The sequence below is a fragment of the Mucilaginibacter segetis genome, from assembly GCF_016522075.1.
In the GTDB taxonomy this organism is placed as follows: Bacteria; Bacteroidota; Bacteroidia; order Sphingobacteriales; family Sphingobacteriaceae; genus Mucilaginibacter; species Mucilaginibacter segetis.
Genome location: NZ_JAEHFW010000001.1, coordinates 1,895,930 through 1,915,948, shown reverse-complemented (window position 1 = coordinate 1,915,948; position 20,019 = coordinate 1,895,930). Strand labels below are relative to the sequence as shown.

The following is a 20,019-nucleotide window of genomic DNA, read 5'->3' as shown; positions in this document are numbered from 1 at the left end:
AATACAGATTGGAAAATATATTAAAAATTTCAAATTTAAATAAAACCTATAAAAGTGCGGGGCATATACTTACTGTATTAGACGACATAAGTTTTACTGTTACAGCAGGCTCAACCAATGCTATTGTTGGCCCGTCTGGCAGCGGGAAAACTACGTTGTTGGGGTTATGTGCGGGGCTTGATAGTGCCACCGATGGTATCGTGGAATTAAAAGATATTAATCTTGGCAGCCTTACAGAAGACAAAAGAGCGCAGATGCGTAACAAACATGTTGGTTTTATATTTCAAAATTTTCAGTTGTTACCTACTTTAACCGCATTAGAAAATGTAATGGTACCGCTTGAACTACGAGGAGAAAAAAACATAAATGCCAGAGCCATTGATCTGTTAGATAAAGTTGGCCTGGCTGACCGTAGTCATCACTACCCTGCTCAACTATCAGGCGGAGAACAACAAAGGGTATCACTAGCGAGGGCTTTCTCTAACTCACCTAGCATATTGTTTGCAGATGAACCTACCGGAAACTTGGATGCCGAAACAAGTGAAAAAGTAATTAAATTGATATTCGACCTTAATAAGGAAGCCGGAACTACTTTGGTTTTAGTAACTCATGATCTTGACTTGGCCGCAAAAACCAATAGGATTTTGAAGATCAAAGGAGGGAAATTGATCTCAGATGAAAAAACCGGTAATGAATAAGCTGCTTATGGACGACGTAGATTTCAAAAGAAAAATAAATATCCCCTGGCTTTTTAAAATGGCCGTGCGCGATAGTCGCCGTAACAGAAGCAGGCTGTTGTTATTCATTTCTTCTATAATATTTGGTATCGCCGCTCTTGTTGCTATTTATTCGTTCAGGTATAATATTCAAAATGATATTAATAGCCAGGCAGCTACTTTAATAGGCGCCGATCTTGCTATTACCGGGAATAAGGATCCCGACGTTCAGTTTAAAGCCTTATTGGACTCACTTGGCGATGACAGATCGGAACAGCGAAGTTTCGCCTCTATGATCTATTTCCCGAAGAGCCAGGGTACAAGGCTTGTACAGGTGAGGGCACTAGAAGGGAAATTTCCTTACTATGGTCAATTGGAAACTAACCCTTCACAAGCAGGCAATACTTTTAAAATGGGTAAATACGCGTTAGTTGATAAAACACTAATGCTGCAATATAATGCCAAAGTTAACGACTCCATAAAAATTGGCAATACCACATTTTTAATAAAAGGTGTACTAAATAATGCCCCGGGACAAACGGGCTTATCTGCTGGCATTGCACCCATTGTTTATATCCCCTTAAGATATCTGCACGAAACGGGTTTAGTTAAAGTAGGTAGTCGCGTTAATTACAGCTACTTTTTTAAGTATAATAAACAGACAGATATTGACAAAATAGTAAAGAAAATCAATCCTCACCTTGACAGCGCTGACTTTAATTATGAAACTATTGAAACACGTAAGGAAAATACAGGCCGCTCATTTGCTGATCTGTCCAGGTTTCTGTCTTTAGTTGGTTTTGTAGCTTTATTATTAGGATGCGTAGGCGTTGCCAGTGCTATTAATATTTACATTCGCGAAAAGGTAGCTTCCATTGCTATTTTGCGTTGCATAGGTGTAAAAGCGTCTGAAGCCTTCCTGATTTACCTGATACAAATAATTGGCATAGGTTTAATAGGGTCAATTGCAGGAGCCTTATTGGGTACTGCCGTACAACATCTGTTGCCCTTAGTACTTAAAGACTTTTTACCTATTACCATATCTGTTAATATATCCTGGATAGCCGTAATACAAGGAGTTATTTTAGGCGTAATCATATCCGTGCTATTTGGCCTGCTTCCGCTGATATCTATACGAAATATATCACCATTAAATACGCTAAGGCTGTCTTTTGAGGAATCTTCTATATCGCGCGATCCGTTAAGATGGTTTGTTTATTTTTTAGTGCTGGTGTTTATACTTTCGTTCTCGTATATGCAATTAGGCGACTGGACGGCTGCTACAGTATTCACTATCGGTATAATGATCGCTTTTCTAGTATTAACCGCCATAGCCTATTTGCTGATCAGATTTACACGATTGCTGATTATGAGTTCATGGAGCTATATTTGGCGACAGGGCTTTGCTAATTTATACCGGCCCAATAATCAAACCATTATTTTAACTGTATCTATCGGTTTAAGTACTGCCTTTATTTGCACGCTGTTTCTTATACAACAATTGCTTATAGGTCAGGTAACGTTATCTGCAAGCGGCAATCAGTCAAACATGATTTTGTTTGATATACAAACCAAGCAGGAAAAAGCACTTGCAGATCTTACACGTAAACAAGGACTGCCTATATTATCACAAGTGCCAATTATTACTATGCGGCTAGAAAAAGTAAATGGTAAGACTGCGGCTGATGCTAAGAAAGATAGTACATCACATATTTCGCAACGTGCTTTTTCTTACGAATACCGGGTAACTTACCGCGATACATTAACCGCATCAGAACAAATAACAGCTGGAAAATTTGAAGGCGTGGCTACCACTGGCAAAGATATACCAGTCTCTATAGAGGAGCGCTTTGCAGAACGTGTAAAAGTAAAAGTAGGTGACCATCTGCTATTTAACGTACAGGGAGTAATGATGCCCGCCATAGTAAGTAGTATACGTAAAGTGAACTGGAATAAAATATCCACAAATTTTCAAATTGTGTTTCCAACCGGGGTTTTAGAAGATGCACCACAGTTTCATATATTATTAACGCATGTTCCGTCTAATGAAGTTTCAGCACAATACCAGAGGGCTGTTGTAAAACAGTTCCCTAATGTGTCTATAATAGACTTGGGCCTGGTACTGAGTGTACTAGATGATTTATTGGATAAAATAGGTTATGTTATTAAATTTATGAGTGGTTTTAGTATCATCACCGGAATTATCGTACTGATATCATCGGTAAGAATAAGCAAATACCAGCGCATACAGGAAAGCGTACTGTTGCGCACTTTAGGTGCCAGTCGTAAACAGATATTTGCTATAACCTCACTGGAATATTTATTCTTGGGTGCTCTATCAGCACTAACGGGTATTGTTATTGCTATAGCCTCAAGCTGGTTTTTGGCAAAATATCGTTTTAATATGCCTTATTCCATCAACTTTATGCCAGTTGCTGTGTTATTTTTAATAATAACATCATTAACTATAATTATAGGATTATTAAACAGCAGGGGTATTTTAAATAAACCACCGTTAGAGGTTTTGCGGTCAAATGCTTAAGGAAATAAAAATGAAACATCGGATAAAAATAGCCGTTTTAATAGTTACTATAATAGCGTTTGCAGGTTGCAGTGGTAAAAATAAACCGGAATCAACCGATACCGTTACTAATACGGCTGCAACAAACAAGCAGAAAAAAACCATTCTTTTTTTCGGAGATAGTTTAACAGCCGGTTACGGTTTAGATGATCCAGCAGATGCTTACCCAAATGTAGTTCAGGCAAAAATAGATTCGGCTAAACTACCATATACAATTGTGAATGCAGGACTAAGCGGAGAAACGTCTGCAGGCGGTTTGGGACGTATTGACTGGCTGTTAAAGCAACCCCTTGATGTTTTTGTATTAGAGTTAGGTGCAAACGATGGTTTACGTGGAATACCGGTAAAGGAAACAAAAGAAAATCTTCAGGCTATTATTGATAAAGTAAAGGCTAAATATCCGCAGGCTAAACTGGTAATGCTGGGCATGCAAGTGCCTCCAAATATGGGAGCGAATTATGCTAAAGATTTCAAAAATATTTTCCCCTATCTTGCTAAGAAAAACGACATGACACTTGTTCCTTTTTTATTGCAAGGTGTAGGTGGTATACGTTCATTAAATCAGGCGGACGGAATACACCCTACTGCTGAAGGTGCCAAAATACTTGCAGCAAATGTTTGGGACATCATTAAAGGCATTTTATAACTTGTCTTCTACCATGTTTTAGTTTATTTCCAGTTCATCCTTTGAAGGTAATTTTGGGAAAGGTGTGTGAGAACCTGTTTGATACCAAAACACTACGGAGGCGATATCATCCTGTAAAGGCATATAACGCCCTCCGCTGCGCCACCCCAGATCCTGTAGGGTTACTTTCAAGCCTCTTTCAAAACGGATAGGATCGGCGATATGCCATCGGTATAAACCAAAACGTTGAGCAATATTATAATTCCCGTCGCCGCGTATCACCTGTGCCAAACCGGTATAGGGACCTGTAAACTCTGTATATTCTGCAGTTTCTACACCTGCTGCGTTTTTCTTTTTGGTTTCAAAATTATATGACCCGCAAAAGTAATCTTCAGTACCGGTACCTATTATCGTGGGGAATTTAGTATCTCCATCCATAAAAAATTTTATTTCCCCTTCACCCCACCATCCATTTTTATTTGAGCCATAGGCCAGATAAGTACCCACATATTGCCCTTTACCTTGAATACTATCTACTAAAACATAATCTTTTTTATATGGCAGCGGATTTACCCTCCTGAACTGCGCATGAAAATAAGCAGCATCGTCAGGTACTTTTGTCAGCGTATAATCAACCTGATAGTATAAAACCATGTCCTGATCATCAATATTTTCCATTGTTATACGGCATTTTTTATGAAAAGGCATTGGCCAGTAGCAGTTGAATGCGCTACCGGGGTTTACAGCTACAGCTAATGATTGTATTGGCGCATACTTACCCCATCCCATACAAAAGAAGTCACCAACAGGAACTTCTACAGACGGTGTAGTTTCATCATCCCAGTAAAAGCGAATAATAGAAAAACGCCAGTTGCCGGTAGGTGTCATCCAGATGTGCTGAACGGCTCCCGGCCCGTCAATTTCAGCTATAGTATAAGTGGTGTGTTTTTTTATGATAACACTCGGACTAACCTTCCAGGTTTGCCCTAACTCACGTGCAGCAGAGGCGCCGGTTCCTGTTGTCGCCATCCCTCCTTTCCCCTTTTCGCCATTAAAATTTTCCGGACTAATTGATCGGCTAACTGCATCAGATAAACGGTATATATTACCCATATTGGTATTTAAACCGTTAAATTTTTCCTGTGCATTTGTAATTACAGCAAGGTAAAGCAGTGCTGTTAAGATGATAAACTTTCTCATAATTCAGGTTATTAAATAAAAGTAATAATGTATGCTGAATTATTAGATGTATTTTTGCATTCTTTATATTTTACTATGGTGTGGGCAGAAAAATTTAAGCTAAAAAAGCAGCTAATAAAAACATTAAACGAGGTCGGTTTCAATTCTCCGAAAGAGATCCAATTAAAATCATTATCCAGGATAATTGGCGGACAGGACGTTGTTAGCATTGGACCCGAAGGCTGTGGGAAAACAACAACTTATGTTTTGGGAGCGTTGAATTTATTTAATTATAAGCCTGATGGCGTACCAAGGGTTTTAATATTGACGCCCAGCCAGGAAAGTGTATTTGCTATAATAGCACAATTTGAATTATTGAATAGAAATACGGCCATACAAATAGTTGGTTTACATACCGGTGGCAGCATAGAGCAGCAAATGGATGATTTGGCCGAAGGCGCAGACATTATAGTAGCTATGCCTGACAGAGCACGTGCAATTTACCTGAAGTTAGGACTTAACTTAAATAAGATAGATCTTTTTATAGTGGATGACGCACAGCTAATTGTAAAACAAGGTATGCAATTGCCTGTAACAGAACTGGCAAACAGTATCATAAAGTGCCAGCACCTGGTTTTTAGTGAGGTATTGCATGAGCGTTTGAATAAAATGATAGCCCCATTTATGCAATTACCTGCGACTATTGAAGTTGATGAAGTGCCTGATACAGAAATACAAACACACTCACAGGTACTTTATCATGTGCCTAATTTTGGCACCAAACTAAACTTGCTTAATTTATTTATGTATGATGATGAGCTATTTACTAAAGCGGTAGTGTTTGTGAATACCCGGATAACGGCCGACAAAATTTATAAAAGTTTAGCGAATCGTATGCATAATGCTGTGGCTATTCTAAACCCCTTGAACTTTGAGCAAAATAGTTTAGATACAATTGAAGAATTTAAAGAAACTGAGGCATGCCGTGCATTGATAATTGCAAATGAATTGAAATTAAAGGTAGATCTGAAAAATATTCCCTTTATTATTCATTTTGATTTACCGCTGGAAAAGCATATATATATTGACCATGTAGTTAATGGAACACCAGATACGCAGGAAGAGACATTGGCTATAATTTTTACTACTGATATAGAGTTAGATCAGGTACGAAAAATTGAACAGGCAACCGGACAAAAAATGCTTAATGCAGAATTACCTGATGAATTAATAATTGAAAAGGATAAAAAGGACAAAACTGAGGCAAAACAAAAACAGCCAGGCAAGCCAAATCCAAACACTCATGTGCCGGGCGAGGCTTTTCACGAAAAGAAACCAAGTAATGCCAAAACGTATAATTACAGCTCAGGTACTAAGGCAAAAATGAATAATAAAAAGAAACATTAAGTTTTGTTATTATCCATCTGTTTATGGTATTTAATATAAAGATCCTCTATTTTTTTACGTGCCCAGGGAGTCTTTCGTAAAAATTTAAGGCTCGAGTTGATGCTTGGGTTATCCAAAAAACAGTTGATACGTATGCGATATCCCAATTCGGGCCAACCAAAGTGTATTACTAATGCTTTTAAAATAACCTCCAGTGTTTTACCATGTAATGGGTCTTTTTGAATTTGCTCCATAAAATCACATTTACATCTGTTTTATAGTAATCTACTTGCTTAATTGCACCAGCTCAAGCGCTTTGCATGTGTCATTATATAGCTGGTCGTATAATTGCTTATCTAATATATTTTTACTGATTAATTTACTACCTACACCTACAGCACAAACACCGGAACGGAACCATCCTGCTATATTATCTGCTTCTATCTCTACCCCACCCGTTGGTATAAAAAGCTGCCCCTGAAAAAGATCGCGGACAGATGATACAAAAGCCGGTCCCAATATATTAGCCGGGAATATTTTTATTAACCGGGCATTATTTAGTTGTGCCTGGTGTATTTCTGTTGGCGTCATGCAGCCCGGTATCCATAACAATGTATGTTCCGCCGCTATTTTCGCTACTTGGGCATCTATTATTGGTGAAACTATAAAATCAGCGCCGGCATCTACAAATTGTTGAGCTTCATCTGCGGTTTTTATAGTGCCTATACCCAAATGTAATTCGGGCATGCTGTTCAGCACTTCTTTTTTAATTATTTTGAAATTATCCAACGCTTCTTTTCCACGGTTGGTGTATTCCAGTACCTTTACCCCGGCATTGTAAAGCGTTTTAATTACTTGTACACTCACTTGCGCGTCTTCATAAAAAAACAGCGGCAGCATTCCTTGTAATAAAATGCCATCTAAAACAGCTTCTTTTTTATTCATATTTTATGGCTTTATTAATATCTTCGACAGTTTGGGTGGTTGCATCGCTGTTTATAAACAGTTTTTGAAAAGCCGCGGCTGTGGCAAAATCTAATAACTCTTGCGGCTGATGATTATGATATAAACCATAAATTAAACCAGCCATAAAACAATCTCCGGAACCCACCTTACATACTATTTTATTAGTTTTATATTCATAAGAGTTGTAAAAATCGCCTTCAGTATACAAAGATGTATAATAGCTGATTAGGTTATCTGTATCAAATCGGAAAGTATTGGCAACTGCCTTACATTTGGTATACAACCTTGTAATTTGTTTCGAGGTTGATAAGGCCTCTTTTAAATAAGTGCTTTTTTGACCTGTTTCATGTATATCTCCTAAAACAGGAATGTCCAACATAAATTCTGCTGCCCATATATTTCCCATAACAACATCACAATATTGTACCAATTGAGGCATAATGCTACTCGGCTTTTTGCCGTACTGCCACAGCTTTGAGCGATAATTCAAGTCGACTGATATTGTAATATTTTTAGCCGAAGCCGCTTTTAATACTTCTAAACAAACATCAGCCGCCTGTTGACTTATGGCAGGGCATATAGCGCTGAAATGAAACCAGGTGATTCCCTCAAAAATTTCATCCCAGTTTATCATACCCGGCTTTAGGTCCGCAAATGCAGAATTTGCCCTGTCATATATTAAAGCATCATTTTTAAGATCCTTACCCTTAGTCAAAAAATATATTCCTATTCGGTTACCTTGGTAAAGAATACTTGAAATATCAATGTTTTTTTTATTCAAATGACGGACAATCTCTGCCGATAGATTATTTTGAGGAAGTGCTGTAAAATATTTGCAAGGTATATCCCATAATGATAAAGCCGTTGCTACATTAAGTTCGGCACCTCCAATAAAAAACGGCAATGAGTTGTTATTTAACCACCGACCTTCCTCATCGGGGCTAAGTCTTAGAAGTAGTTCACCAAAACATAAAACCTCGCCCTGCTTATGATTTTTTGATAGTACGGAACTCATCTCTATTTTTTATCAAAATCAAAATAACTTTTAGCATTATAGTAACAGATATCCTGAATTATTTTTCCTGTCCATTCCAGGTCATTAGGTAGTTCACCGTTTTCTATATCATCGCCAAAAAGATTGCACAGTATTCGTCTGAAATATTCATGACGCGGAAAGGACAAAAAACTACGTGAGTCTGTCAGCATGCCCACCAAACGACTAAGCAGCCCCATGTTTGATAAAGTGTTCAATTGTTTGGTCATGCCGTCTTTTTGGTCAAGAAACCACCATGCGGAACCAAACTGTATTTTGCCCGCTATTGAGCCATCGTTAAAATTACCAGCCATGGTTGCTATCAGCTCGTTATCAGATGGGTTTAAATTATAAATAATTGTTTTAGTCAACCTGTCTTCTTTATCCAATTTGTCCAAAAAGCGTGATAGACTGATGCCTTGTAAAAAATCCCCTATAGAATCTCTGCCGGTATCAGGTCCTGCCTGCCTTAATCCACGTGAGCTGTTATTACGCAAAGCACCTATATGGTATTGTTGTACCCAGCCTTTTTCATGATCCCAAACCGCGAAAGTATATAACATTGCAGATTTGAATTTAGCGATTTCCATGGATGATAACATCTGCTCTGAGCGTATTTTTGAAAAAATAGCATTTATCTCAATATCAGTATAATCTTCTGCGTACATATGCTCTAATCCGTGGTCAGACACACAACACCCGTTAGCAGCAAAATAGTTGTGGCGTTTTTTTAAAGCACTAAGATATTCTTCAAATCTGCTTATTGTACTATCGGAAATTTCTTCCAGCCGCTGTATGTAAGTATTAAGCGCAATAACATCATCAGCTTGCATGGCTTTATCGGGTCTGAAAGCGGGAAGCACTTTAGTGCCAAAACCATCTTTTTTTATCTTTTGATGATGCTCCAGGTTATCAAGCGGATCATCAGTTGTGCAAATAGTTTCTACATTACGGGCAGTTATAAGGCCACGCACACTGTTTTGCTTTTGTTGAAGCATGGTATTGCAATGCGCATAAATATCTGATGCTGTTGCTGCAGACAGACGATCATGTATGTTAAAATATCTTTGCAGTTCCAGATGAGTCCAGTGATATAAAGGGTTGCGCAAGGTATAAGGAACTGTGGCAGCCCATTGATCAAATTTTTCTTTGTCAGATTTTCCTCCGGTTATATAACTTTCATTTACGCCGTTAGCCCGCATTGCCCGCCATTTATAATGATCACCATTTAACCAGACAGCCGTAAGATTTTCGAAATTAATATCGTCTGCGATCTCATTTGGAGGCAAATGGCAATGGTAATCTATTATAGGCATTTTAGCCGCATAGTCGTGATATAAACGTTTAGCTGTGGGGGTGTGCAGTAAAAAATCATCATTAAGAAAAGTATTCATAAGAAGTTTAATGTTCAATTGTAATATTAGGATAAATAAGATTAACGCACAATTTATTGTGGATTTATATAATATAAAAGCCCGTAAAATTTCTTTTACAGGCTTTATATAGAAAATATTATAAATTACTATTTAACAATAAGTACACCATCAGCCATAATGGCGATGTCTCTTTTGGGTACAGTTATAGCAGCTATTTCTTCTTCGCTTTTTCCGGAATCCGCTGCATAATGCTTCAATCGTTCAACAGGTGTCTCCTTAACTTTAGCTGCACCTTCTACTACTACAGTTTTTCCAACAATATTTTGCGGCATAAAGTAAGCGTAATCAGTAAACTGCACCATTATGGGTGAACCATCAGGTTGAGCAATTTTCATAAAACAACCTTTCTTTTTACAAACCTCAACAACAGTACCGGTAATTTTTCCTTTATAAACGGAATCAGTAGCCAATGTTGTATTAAGCTGCTCGGTAGTAAGCGCGTTATCGCCGGTAACAATTTTACCATAAGTAACACCGGGAGCAGCGGGTTTAATGCTATTTTGTGCCCAAGCAAAAATGCTGAAACAAATACATAATAAAAACAGGATTAATTTTTTCATAATGATATTTTAGGGATATTATCAAACAAAAATAATACATTTCTTTCTGTTTTTCTTTTTTAAATAGTCCTCTTATTACTTAATTATTATCTTGGACATATAATTTAAATTGTTTTATGGCAGAATATCAAGAGCATAATTTTCATAGCGAAAATCCGAGCCATCTGTGGCATTATATTCAGGAGTCGTTGCTCTCGCTTATTAATAAAGAAGATAACCGGTGTATATTAGACCTGGGATGTGGAAATGGATACTTGGTTAATAATTTAATAGCATATGGTTATAATGCTTATGGCATTGATGCTTCGCAAACAGGTATAGCTATTGCAAAACAAAAAAATCCGGATCGTTTTTTTATCCAAGACCTGGACGATAGCAAATTGCCGGTGGAAATACGAGATCTTAAGTTTGATACTATCATTTCAACCGAGGTTATTGAGCATTTATACAACCCGTTTGCTTTCATTGATTTTTGTAAAAGTATTTTGGACGAAACAAACGGAGAACTGATCATATCTACTCCTTATCACGGTTATTTTAAAAATTTAATATTAAGTGTATTTAACAAGTGGGATAAACATACCAACCCGGTAGCGGTTGGCGGGCATATAAAGTTTTGGTCAAAAAATACATTAAGTAAGCTATTAACCGATGCTGGTTTTACCATTGTGGATTTTAAAGGGTGTGGAAGATTTCCTTATTTATGGAAATCTATGATTATTAAAGCCAAGTTAAATTAAACCGGTCCCTGATGTGTCAGGGATTGATATATTACATCGGCTTGTCTTTCATGTCTTATAATATGATATATCGATAAATATAATATTTCAAGTCTGGTAAGAGGTCCAAAAGCATTGGTATCAAAATCAAGGCATACAAAATCGTCATTAAGAGTTTCTGCTGTTAATTTAATTTTATCGAATATTTCTTTTAATCCGGCCAGCATAATTGTCTTTTCGTGCGGTGCATCATCAGGCAAGATATAGGAAGGTGATTTATATTTTGCGTTAAAATCTAAAAATATACCTGCAAGCATATCCTTTTTTTCGTCAGCCTGTCTTTTTGCCGGTATTGTGTTTCCTATTAAACATGCTGGGATACCTATCTGTGATTTTAATATATGCTGTGCAACCTGCGCTGCCGTCCAACTAGAGTTTAATGCTTGTTTATTAAAATTATCCTCAGTAAATTTTGATAAGGTGTTGATAAATGTATCTGTAACCTCTATATACTCTTCAATAGCTTCTATTAACATGTTCATTTATTTTAAATAATAAATATAAAACTGCAGATATTATTTTAGAGGGTGCAAATACGGCAATATAGGGGGTAAAATACGCCATGCAGCGGTGTAACAATTATATGATATTGCAATACTCTTAAACATCATTTTAAAAATAGTTTTAGTTTAGTAAAAAACTATTATCACATGAAGAAACCTTTACTTTTTTGTTTTTTTCTGATGGTATTTCAACTGTGCCGTGCCCAGGAAACGTTTCCGGTAAATGGCGCCTGGGATATACGTCCGGGAAAATACGCTTTCACCCACGCTAATATCGTTGTTAGCGCCGACCAAACCATTACAAATGGTACATTGCTCATTAAAGACCGTGTTATTGAGGCTGTCGGTAAAGACGCAGCAATCCCAAAAGGTTATGTCATTATTGACCTTAAAGGAAAATTTATTTATCCCGGCCTTGTAGATGCTTACACCACTTATGGTATGCCGGAAGCCCCACGTCAATCTTTTACAAGAGGTTTTGGTCGTGTTTCCGTACCGGTTTCAACAAAACCCGGCGCTTATGGCTGGAATGAAGCTATCAAGCCCGAAATGACAGCCAAAACCATATTTCATGTTAATTCATCACAGGCTGAGGTCTTAAAAAAAAATGGATTCGGCACGGTTCAATCTTTAATACATGATGGAATTGCCCGAGGTACATCAGTAGCTGTTAGCTTAGCCGATGAAAGCGACAACCTGGTTATACTAAATGATGAAGCTGCAGCTAACTATTCGTTTAGTAAAGGTACTGCTGCCACAAATTATCCTTCATCATTAATGGGGAGTATTGCATTGCTACGTCAAACTTATTATGATGCGCAATGGTATAAAAATCAGAACGAAGAGTACAATATATCCTTAGCTGAGTTTAACCGTATGCAAAATATCCCGCAGATATTTGAAGTATCCGATCCGCAAAATATTCTACGTGCTGCTAAAATAGCTAAAGAGTTCGGCAAACAATATATTTATAAAACGGATGGTTTGGAATATCAAAGGATTGATGCGGTAAAGGCATTAGCAAGTCCGTTAATAATTCCCTTAACTTTTCCTGCACCTTACGATGTGGAAGATCCTGTTGATGCGCGTAATATTAGTTATGAGCAGTTAAAAAACTGGGAGCTTGCTCCTACCAATCCAGGTGTATTAGAAAAAGCGGGAGTTAAATTTGCCATTACTTCTTATGGAATATCTAATAGTCGTGATTTTTGGACCAATCTTAGAAAAGCTATTGATTACGGGTTAACAGAGAAACAGGCTTTAAATTCGTTAACTACCATACCTGCTGAAATGCTTGGAATTGCTGATAAAGTAGGTACCCTAACAAAGGGTAAAATGGCCAGCTTTATTATCACTTCCGATAGCCTATTTAAGGCTGATAATATAATTTATGAGAATTGGGTAGAAGGGCGTCAGTATATCGTCAGTAAATCAGATGTTGCTGACCTGCGTGGTGTATACAACCTTACAGGTGATTCATTTGGTAATACGGTTTTAACCATAGGTGGTTCACCTGGTACCTATGATGTTAATATTGAACGCAAAGGTCCGGATAGTACCCGTGTACGTGGTACTATAACTCGCACAGGTGATGACCTGAGCATTTATTTCAATTTTCGCAATAAACCGTCCGGAGTAATTCGTTTAGCGGGATATATAGCTGATAATTCGCCTGTTACTATTAAGGGGGATGCAATTCTCCCGGATGGTGCACATAGTAAATGGACGGCTGCTTATTCCGGCCCCGCTCCTACATCTCCGGCTGGCCGCCGCGGTGGTACAGACAAACCTGACCTACAGGTTGGCCCTGTAATTTATCCTTTTGTAGCGTATGGTAACGCTGTTTTGCCTAAACCGGAAACAGTACTATTAAAAAACGGAACGGTTTGGACAAATGAGAAAGATGGAATTCTGCAAAATACAGATGTATTAATTGAGAATGGCAAAATAAAGGCAATAGGCAAAAACCTTGCGGCAGGTAATGCTAAAGTAATAGATGCAACAGGAAAAAATATAACACCGGGTATAGTTGATGAGCATTCGCATATTGCTATTTCCGGCGGCGTAAATGAAGGAACTCAATCAGTAACTTCAGAGGTAAGAATAGCTGACGTAATTGACGCAGAAGATATAAATCTTTATCGCCAGTTAGCTGGGGGGGTAACTACTTCACATATTCTTCATGGTTCAGCTAATGCTATCGGCGGGCAAAACCAGTTGATCAAACATCGCTGGGGCCTTTTACCGGAGCAACTTAAGTTTGAAGGTGCGGATCCGTTCATCAAATTTGCCCTGGGCGAAAATGTAAAAGGCAGTAACAATAATTTTTCATTTGGCTCCGAACTGCGTTTCCCTCAAACACGAATGGGCGTTGAACAGGTTTATATAGATGCTTTTACCCGTGCAAAGGAATATAAAGCAGCGCGAGCAATAAAAGGTAATAATGTAAGGCGTGATCTTGAACTGGATGCGTTAGTTGAAATATTGGATAATAAACGTTTTATTACTTGTCACTCCTATGTTCAGTCAGAAATTAACATGTTGATACATGTCGCTGATTCTTTGGGTTTCCATATTAATACATTTACACACATATTGGAAGGTTATAAAGTGGCAGATAAAATGAAGGCACATCATATTGCTGGCTCTACCTTCTCCGATTGGTGGGCATATAAGAGCGAGGTAGCCGAAGCTATACCTTACAATGGTAAATTAATGCATGAAATGGGATTGGTTACCGGCTTTAATTCTGATGATGCTGAAATGGCTCGCAGGTTGAATCAGGAAGCAGGGAAAGCAGTTACCTACGGAAGTATGAGCCAGGAAGAAGCATTGAAGTTAGTTACCTTGAATCCTGCAAAAATGTTACATATTGATAATCGCGTTGGCAGTATTAAGGTTGGTAAAGATGCAGATATTGTAGTATGGACTGCTAACCCTTTGTCGGTTTACGCTGTTGCAGAGAAAACTTTTGTAGATGGTATACTTTACTGGGATTATGACAAGGACGCTGCTAATCAAAAAACCATGAAAACCGATGAGGCACGAATCATTCAAAAAATGTTAGAAGCCAAAAATGGTGGTGCTGCAACACAACGCCCGGGTATGAATCGCAGGCGCTTATATCAATGTGAAACATTGGAAGAAGAAAACTTTGTTGTTGCTGATGAATATACCGAGATGGAAAAAGTACGTGCAGCTATACATGCATCTGCTAAAAATCAATAATCCTATTTAACACGATCATGAAAAAAATAATATTAAGTTTAGGAGGATTATTGCTTTGCATAAGCCTCAGCTACGGGCAAGCAAATATATCGCCCGCTAAACCACAAGTTAAACCCGTATTGATAACCGGCGCTACCATACATGTAGGCAACGGACAGGTTATAAACAACGGATACATTACATTTGATAAAGGGAAGATAACAGGTGTAGGCGAAGGAGCAGGACCTGCAGTTACCGGTTATGACGTTGTTAATGCTACAGGCAAACAAATATATCCGGGCTTTATTGCTCCCATGACCACTCTTGGTTTAATCGAGATTGAAGAAGGCGCACGTGGAACTGTTGATGATAGTGAAACGGGTGAACTTAATCCTAATGTACGCTCTATTGTTGCCTATAATACTGATTCTAAAGTAATCCCTACGGTACGCTCAAATGGGATTTTGCTGGCACAGCCAACACCTAACGGCGGAGTAATTTCAGGAGAGTCATCCGTAGTTCAGCTGGATGCATGGAATTGGGAGGACGCTGCTTACAAGACCGATATTGCCATCCATTTAAACTGGCCTTATGTGCGTACAGGCGGGAGACGTTTTGCACCATCCGGAGGTGGCGGTAATCAGGAATCACCTGCGGAACGTAATCAAAAAGCGATTGACTATATAACAGAGTTTTTCATGCAAGCTAAAGCGTACGCTGAAATTGATAAACCCGAAATCAAAAATATTAGGTTTGAGGCTATGCGCGGTCTGTTTGATGGTTCAAAGAAGTTATTCATCATTGCCGATGGTGCTAAACCAATTACGCAGGCTGTTAACTTTGCTAAAAGGTTTGGAATACAAGCAGTTATTGTAGGTGGAACAGAAGCTTACCTTGTCACCGATGTGTTAAAGGACAATAATGTCCCTGTTATTATTCGTGAAACACAAACTCTTCCTGATAAAGACGAAGATGACGTTTATCTTCCTTATAAATTACCAAAAATACTACAGGATGCCGGAGTATTATATGGCTTAACCGGCACAGGGTTTTGGCGACAACGCAACTTACCTTTTGAAGCCGGCCAGGCAGTAGGATTTGGCTTAACTAAAGAACAGGCCCTGTCGATGATTACAATTAATAACGCTAAGATATTAGGTATTGATAAAACCACCGGAACTCTGGAAAAGGGTAAGGATGCTAATCTTTTCATTTCCACAGGCGATGCATTAGATATGATAACATTGGATGTAGAAACCGCATTTATTCAGGGACGCAATATTAATCTGGATAATCTGCATAAGCAACTTTATAAAAAATTCAGCGATAAATATGGCTTTAAAGCTGATTAATGATAAAGAGATTTAAATTAAAAAATCCCGGATGTTTGAAACTCCGGGATTTTACATCAATTTAGCTCAATTTTTGCAGCTTTACCGTTAGTATGGAAAGGACCTGCCATACCAGCAATTATAATTCTATAAAAAATTCTGATCCAACACCGGGGTCACTTTGCACACTTATTTTACCTCCAAATGTTTCTATTTGGGTTTTGGTCATGAATAAGCCAACTCCTTTGCTATCGTAGCCACGGTGGAAAACCTTATTTAGCTTAAACATATTATTACCGTGTTGCTTTAAATCAATACCCAGCCCGTTATCCTTAAAGGTGAGCAGGGTTTTATCTGCTTTAGTTGTTGATGATATTATTATTTCTGGAGGTATTTCATCTTTACTGTATTTTAAGGCATTGCTAATCAAATTATAAAATATACTTTCCAAATATATTTTTGGGAATAAGATGTGATTTTTGTTAAAATCAGTTATAATACGAGCTTTCTTTGCAACCATTTGACCTTTCAGCATCTTTTCTATGCCGTTAACTATTTCTTGAAGATCGCAATCATCATAAGTTAAATCATGATTGTTCCTAACTTCAAGTACTTTCATCAACTCATTAAGGGTTTCGTTAAGGGTTTCGCTCGACTGACTTAGCATCTTCAAAAGATCGGCTTTTTCATTCTCATCGGTAGTTTCATCAAGCATGGTCAGTATCATCCCGATACTGCCTGCTGGGCCGCGTAAGTTATGTGCAACTATGCGGTTAAAATCTTCGTACTGACTTATCTTATTTTCCAGATCAAGCGCTTTTTTGTATTCGTCAATATCCGTGCATGAACCAAACCATTTTACTATTTCACCTTTGTTGTTTTTCATGGGTACAGCTCTGGATATATGCCATCTGTAAGCACCGTCTGAAGCTCGTTTAAACCTGACTTCGGTATCGTATGGTTTACCTGTCGCAAGTGATTCGTTCCAGAGATTTGTGTCATTTTCCAGGTCATCGGGATGCAATACCGGCTCCCATCCTTCTGTCTGCGTTTGTTCTAAAGTCATACCGGTATAATCGAACCAATATCTATTATAATAATCTGTATAACCATCAGCTTGTGATGTCCAGATCATTTGAGGAATAGAATCAGCTAAAAATTTAAACTCCTGTATCTTTTCTATGGTTTTATCTTGCTCTTTTACCAGTTCGATCTGTTCAAGTAACGCTTCATTTAATCGCTCCTGGGCAGCTACGGATCTTTTTAAAGCAAGTTCAGCCTCTTTATAAGCGTCAATATCCTGAAAAGTGCCGAATAATCTTTTACAAACTCCGTTTTCAAATTCCGTGTTACCCAATGCTCTAACCCAAACTTCTTTACCACTAACATCAATAATTTGAAGTTCTTCGTTCCATGATTTTCCTTCAGCAATACCTAAATTAATGGCTTGGGTTATCCTATCCCGGCTATCACCCTCTTTGTAAAAGTTTATCCCTGATTTTAAGTCGGGTTCATAGTCTTGAGGTACACCGTGTATTTCCTTAGTTACAGAAGTCCAATATATCTCCTGCTTTTCTAAATTAAAGTCCCAACCGCCAACCCTTGCTACCTTATTAGTTTGCTCAAGCATTTCTTTTGTTCTTATCAGGTCATTTTGCAAGCGTTCTCTTTCTGTTATATCATAAGCGTTGCCTATAACATATTCTTCGCCGGTTGCTCCTTTTTGTAAGAAATTATTGAATAACCAAACATGTAACGATCCATTTTTATGCCGGGTGAGCATTTGCCCTTTTACACTTCCGCTTTTTTTTATTTCATCTAAATACGCATTTAAATATGGATGACGTTCTTGTGGAATAATATCAAATAAACTCATTTGTGTGATCTCTTGAGGTGTATAACCTAATGTTGAAGCGCCGGATGTATTGACCGATAAAAATTTCCCCTCAAGATCATGTGTACACATTAAGCCCTGAGAGTTTTCAAAAAATACTCTCAATTTCTCTTCACTTTCTGCTAATTGTTCTTCTTTCTCCTTTTCTTTTGATATATCACGGCCGATACCAAAGATGTAACCTGTAGAGGCTTCAGGTGAGGAGGTCCACTGTAAAGTTTTATAAGATCCAGAGATTGTTTTAAAGCGCTGTATGAAGTTTACGGTACTATGGCCATGCGCTAATTTTTTTAGTTCTATTTCTGTACTGGCAATATCATCAGGATGGATAAATTCAAATGTAGAAGTATTTAATAGTTGCTCTTTACTCCAGCCTAATACTTTAGTAAAGGCCGGATTAACTTTTTTAAAAAATCCATCGCCTCCACCAATAAAAATAAGATCATTTGATCTGCGGAATATATTCTCAAAATTCTTAAGCTCTTCCTTTTGTCTGCGCTCTACAATTTTTGATATAACTTCTTCTCCCAATAATTTAAGTGCGCGTAGTTGTTTGGCAGAAAGTTTTTTGGGCTTGCGGTCAATCACGCATAATGTACCTAACGCATAACCTTCGGGATCAACTAATGGTGTTCCTGCGTAAAACCGGATACCAGGTTCTCCTGTAACTAATAAATTGTTTTTAAAACGTTCATCAGTTATGGCATCCTGTATTTCCAGGATGTGCGGGTCCATAATAGCATAACGACAAAAAGCTAATTCTCGAGGTGTTTCATTTACATCCAGCCCTATCTTTGATTTAAACCATTGTCTGTCTTTGTCTATTAATGAGATTAAAGAAATAGGAACATCGCATATAATAGAAGCTATCTCCGTAATCCTGTCAAATTCAGCTTCATTTATAGAATCCAGAACCTCATAGCCATGAAGTGCTTTAAGGCGTTCTTTTTCATTTTCGGGAATTGGTAAGTTATTCACAGACAGTTAAATTAATCATCAATTATTTTTTATATACGAAAATTTGAATTGCAGGTTTCTATTATTAAGAATAATGTTGAGATAGTTTATTTAAAAATGTTGTTAAATAATTTTATATAATTAAAATATATAAAACGATCGATCGTCTTCAAAGTATACAGTAGTTTGTATGAATACAAAGATTAGACTAATAATAACCGGCACAACCGGAATGGTAGGAGAAGGAGTACTTCATGAAAGTATTAATAATTCTGATGTAGAAGCTATTCTTATTATTAATCGTAAAAAATCAGGAGTAACTCACTCTAAAGTCACCGAGATAATCCACTCGAATTTTTATGATATGTCAAATATTGAAAATTCATTAAAAGGATATAATACCTGTTTTTTTTGCTTGGGAGTATCTTCAATAGGGATGAGTGAAAAGGAATACACTAAGGTAACATATACATTAACAATGCATGTTGCCCAAACGCTCAGCAGGCTTAATCAAGAGATGAAGTTCTGTTACATATCCGGGGCGGGTACAAATAGTACCGAAAAAGGCCGGAGCATGTGGGCTCGTGTAAAAGGTAAAACTGAAAATGATCTGATGATGTTGCCTTTTAGTGATGTTTATGCTTTTAGGCCGGGCTTTATCAAACCAATTAAAGGTTTAACTAAAGTTCATAATTTTTATAAATATATAAATTGGATATTTCCTTTTGGAAGAGCCATCTACCCTGCCGGATTTTGCAGAATGACAGAATTGGGGGCCGCTATGATGTATGTAGCTAATCACTCATATGGAAAGAAAGTAATAGATGGTAAGGATATTATTTCCATAGCAGCGAGACAAGTATAAG

General features: G+C 37.6%; 16 protein-coding genes. 8 read left to right on the top strand and 8 right to left on the bottom strand.

All coding sequences use genetic code 11. The features are described from left to right. Window positions 1-8: 8 nt before the first annotated feature. The 3 genes from I5M19_RS08810 to I5M19_RS08800 are packed head-to-tail and all read left to right on the top strand — an operon-like array spanning window position 9 to window position 3,943. The gene (locus tag I5M19_RS08810; protein ID WP_200065833.1) at window positions 9-698 is read left to right on the top strand and encodes an ABC transporter ATP-binding protein; all 690 of its coding nucleotides are present in this window, start codon (window positions 9-11) and stop codon (window positions 696-698) included. Continuing rightward, window positions 676-3,258 (top strand): ABC transporter permease, encoded by a 2,583-nt coding sequence (locus I5M19_RS08805; RefSeq protein WP_235985786.1) that lies wholly within the window; start codon window positions 676-678, stop codon window positions 3,256-3,258. Before I5M19_RS08810 ends, I5M19_RS08805 begins: the two co-directional genes overlap by 23 nt. 10 nt (window positions 3,259-3,268) lie before the next feature. Beyond that, window positions 3,269-3,943, top strand: coding sequence for an arylesterase (locus I5M19_RS08800; RefSeq protein ID WP_200065832.1), 675 nt, complete (start codon window positions 3,269-3,271; stop codon window positions 3,941-3,943). Window positions 3,944-3,961: 18 nt separating this feature from the next. On the opposite strand, the gene I5M19_RS08795 is transcribed toward I5M19_RS08800, so the two are convergent. Further along, window positions 3,962-5,122, bottom strand: coding sequence for a glycoside hydrolase family 172 protein (locus I5M19_RS08795; protein WP_200065831.1), 1,161 nt, complete (start codon window positions 5,120-5,122; stop codon window positions 3,962-3,964). Window positions 5,123-5,149: 27 nt separating this feature from the next. Here I5M19_RS08795 and I5M19_RS08790 point away from each other — a divergent pair, with 27 nt between their 5' ends. Next, window positions 5,150-6,508, top strand: a complete 1,359-nt coding sequence (locus tag I5M19_RS08790) for a DEAD/DEAH box helicase (RefSeq protein ID WP_235985785.1) — start codon at window positions 5,150-5,152, stop codon at window positions 6,506-6,508. Here the strand turns inward: I5M19_RS08790 and I5M19_RS08785 are convergent. From I5M19_RS08785 to I5M19_RS08765, 5 genes are all read right to left on the bottom strand, one after another. Next, window positions 6,505-6,741: a VF530 family protein gene (locus tag I5M19_RS08785; RefSeq protein ID WP_200065830.1), complete on the bottom strand. Its 237-nt coding sequence runs from the start codon at window positions 6,739-6,741 to the stop codon at window positions 6,505-6,507. The two genes, I5M19_RS08790 and I5M19_RS08785, sit on opposite strands and share 4 nt — an antisense overlap. A 31-nt stretch (window positions 6,742-6,772) precedes the next feature. Further along, window positions 6,773-7,432, bottom strand: a complete 660-nt coding sequence (locus I5M19_RS08780) for a bifunctional 4-hydroxy-2-oxoglutarate aldolase/2-dehydro-3-deoxy-phosphogluconate aldolase (protein WP_200065829.1) — start codon at window positions 7,430-7,432, stop codon at window positions 6,773-6,775. Continuing rightward, on the bottom strand, window positions 7,425-8,468 hold the full coding sequence (locus tag I5M19_RS08775) for a sugar kinase (RefSeq protein ID WP_200065828.1): 1,044 nt from the start codon (window positions 8,466-8,468) through the stop codon (window positions 7,425-7,427). Before I5M19_RS08775 ends, I5M19_RS08780 begins: the two co-directional genes overlap by 8 nt. Window positions 8,469-8,470: 2 nt before the next feature. Then, complete coding sequence (gene uxaC, locus I5M19_RS08770; RefSeq protein WP_200065827.1) at window positions 8,471-9,880, bottom strand: glucuronate isomerase; 1,410 nt, start codon at window positions 9,878-9,880, stop codon at window positions 8,471-8,473. A gap of 128 nt (window positions 9,881-10,008) precedes the next feature. Continuing rightward, window positions 10,009-10,482 (bottom strand): DUF4920 domain-containing protein, encoded by a 474-nt coding sequence (locus tag I5M19_RS08765; RefSeq protein WP_200065826.1) that lies wholly within the window; start codon window positions 10,480-10,482, stop codon window positions 10,009-10,011. Between the two features lie 116 nt (window positions 10,483-10,598). Between I5M19_RS08765 and I5M19_RS08760 the strand changes: the two genes are divergently transcribed. Next, window positions 10,599-11,222, top strand: coding sequence for a class I SAM-dependent methyltransferase (locus tag I5M19_RS08760; protein WP_200065825.1), 624 nt, complete (start codon window positions 10,599-10,601; stop codon window positions 11,220-11,222). Here the strand turns inward: I5M19_RS08760 and I5M19_RS08755 are convergent. Beyond that, complete coding sequence (locus tag I5M19_RS08755; RefSeq protein WP_200065824.1) at window positions 11,219-11,737, bottom strand: DinB family protein; 519 nt, start codon at window positions 11,735-11,737, stop codon at window positions 11,219-11,221. The two genes, I5M19_RS08760 and I5M19_RS08755, sit on opposite strands and share 4 nt — an antisense overlap. Before the next feature lie 174 nt (window positions 11,738-11,911). Here I5M19_RS08755 and I5M19_RS08750 point away from each other — a divergent pair, with 174 nt between their 5' ends. Both I5M19_RS08750 and I5M19_RS08745 read left to right on the top strand, forming a co-directional pair. Continuing rightward, entirely contained in the window at window positions 11,912-14,992 is a 3,081-nt protein-coding gene (locus I5M19_RS08750) for an amidohydrolase family protein (RefSeq protein ID WP_200065823.1), read from the top strand. Between the two features lie 17 nt (window positions 14,993-15,009). After that, window positions 15,010-16,323 (top strand): amidohydrolase family protein, encoded by a 1,314-nt coding sequence (locus tag I5M19_RS08745; RefSeq protein ID WP_200065822.1) that lies wholly within the window; start codon window positions 15,010-15,012, stop codon window positions 16,321-16,323. Window positions 16,324-16,441: 118 nt separating this feature from the next. Here I5M19_RS08745 and I5M19_RS08740 read toward each other — a convergent pair whose 3' ends face one another. Then, window positions 16,442-19,174, bottom strand: a complete 2,733-nt coding sequence (locus tag I5M19_RS08740) for a PAS domain S-box protein (RefSeq protein WP_200065821.1) — start codon at window positions 19,172-19,174, stop codon at window positions 16,442-16,444. Window positions 19,175-19,343: 169 nt separating this feature from the next. On the opposite strand from I5M19_RS08740, the gene I5M19_RS08735 reads away from it, so the two are divergent. Then, window positions 19,344-20,018 carry an NAD-dependent epimerase/dehydratase family protein gene (locus I5M19_RS08735; RefSeq protein WP_200065820.1) on the top strand — a complete coding sequence of 225 codons (675 nt, stop codon included), beginning with the start codon at window positions 19,344-19,346 and terminating at the stop codon, window positions 20,016-20,018. Window position 20,019: the final 1 nt, after the last annotated feature.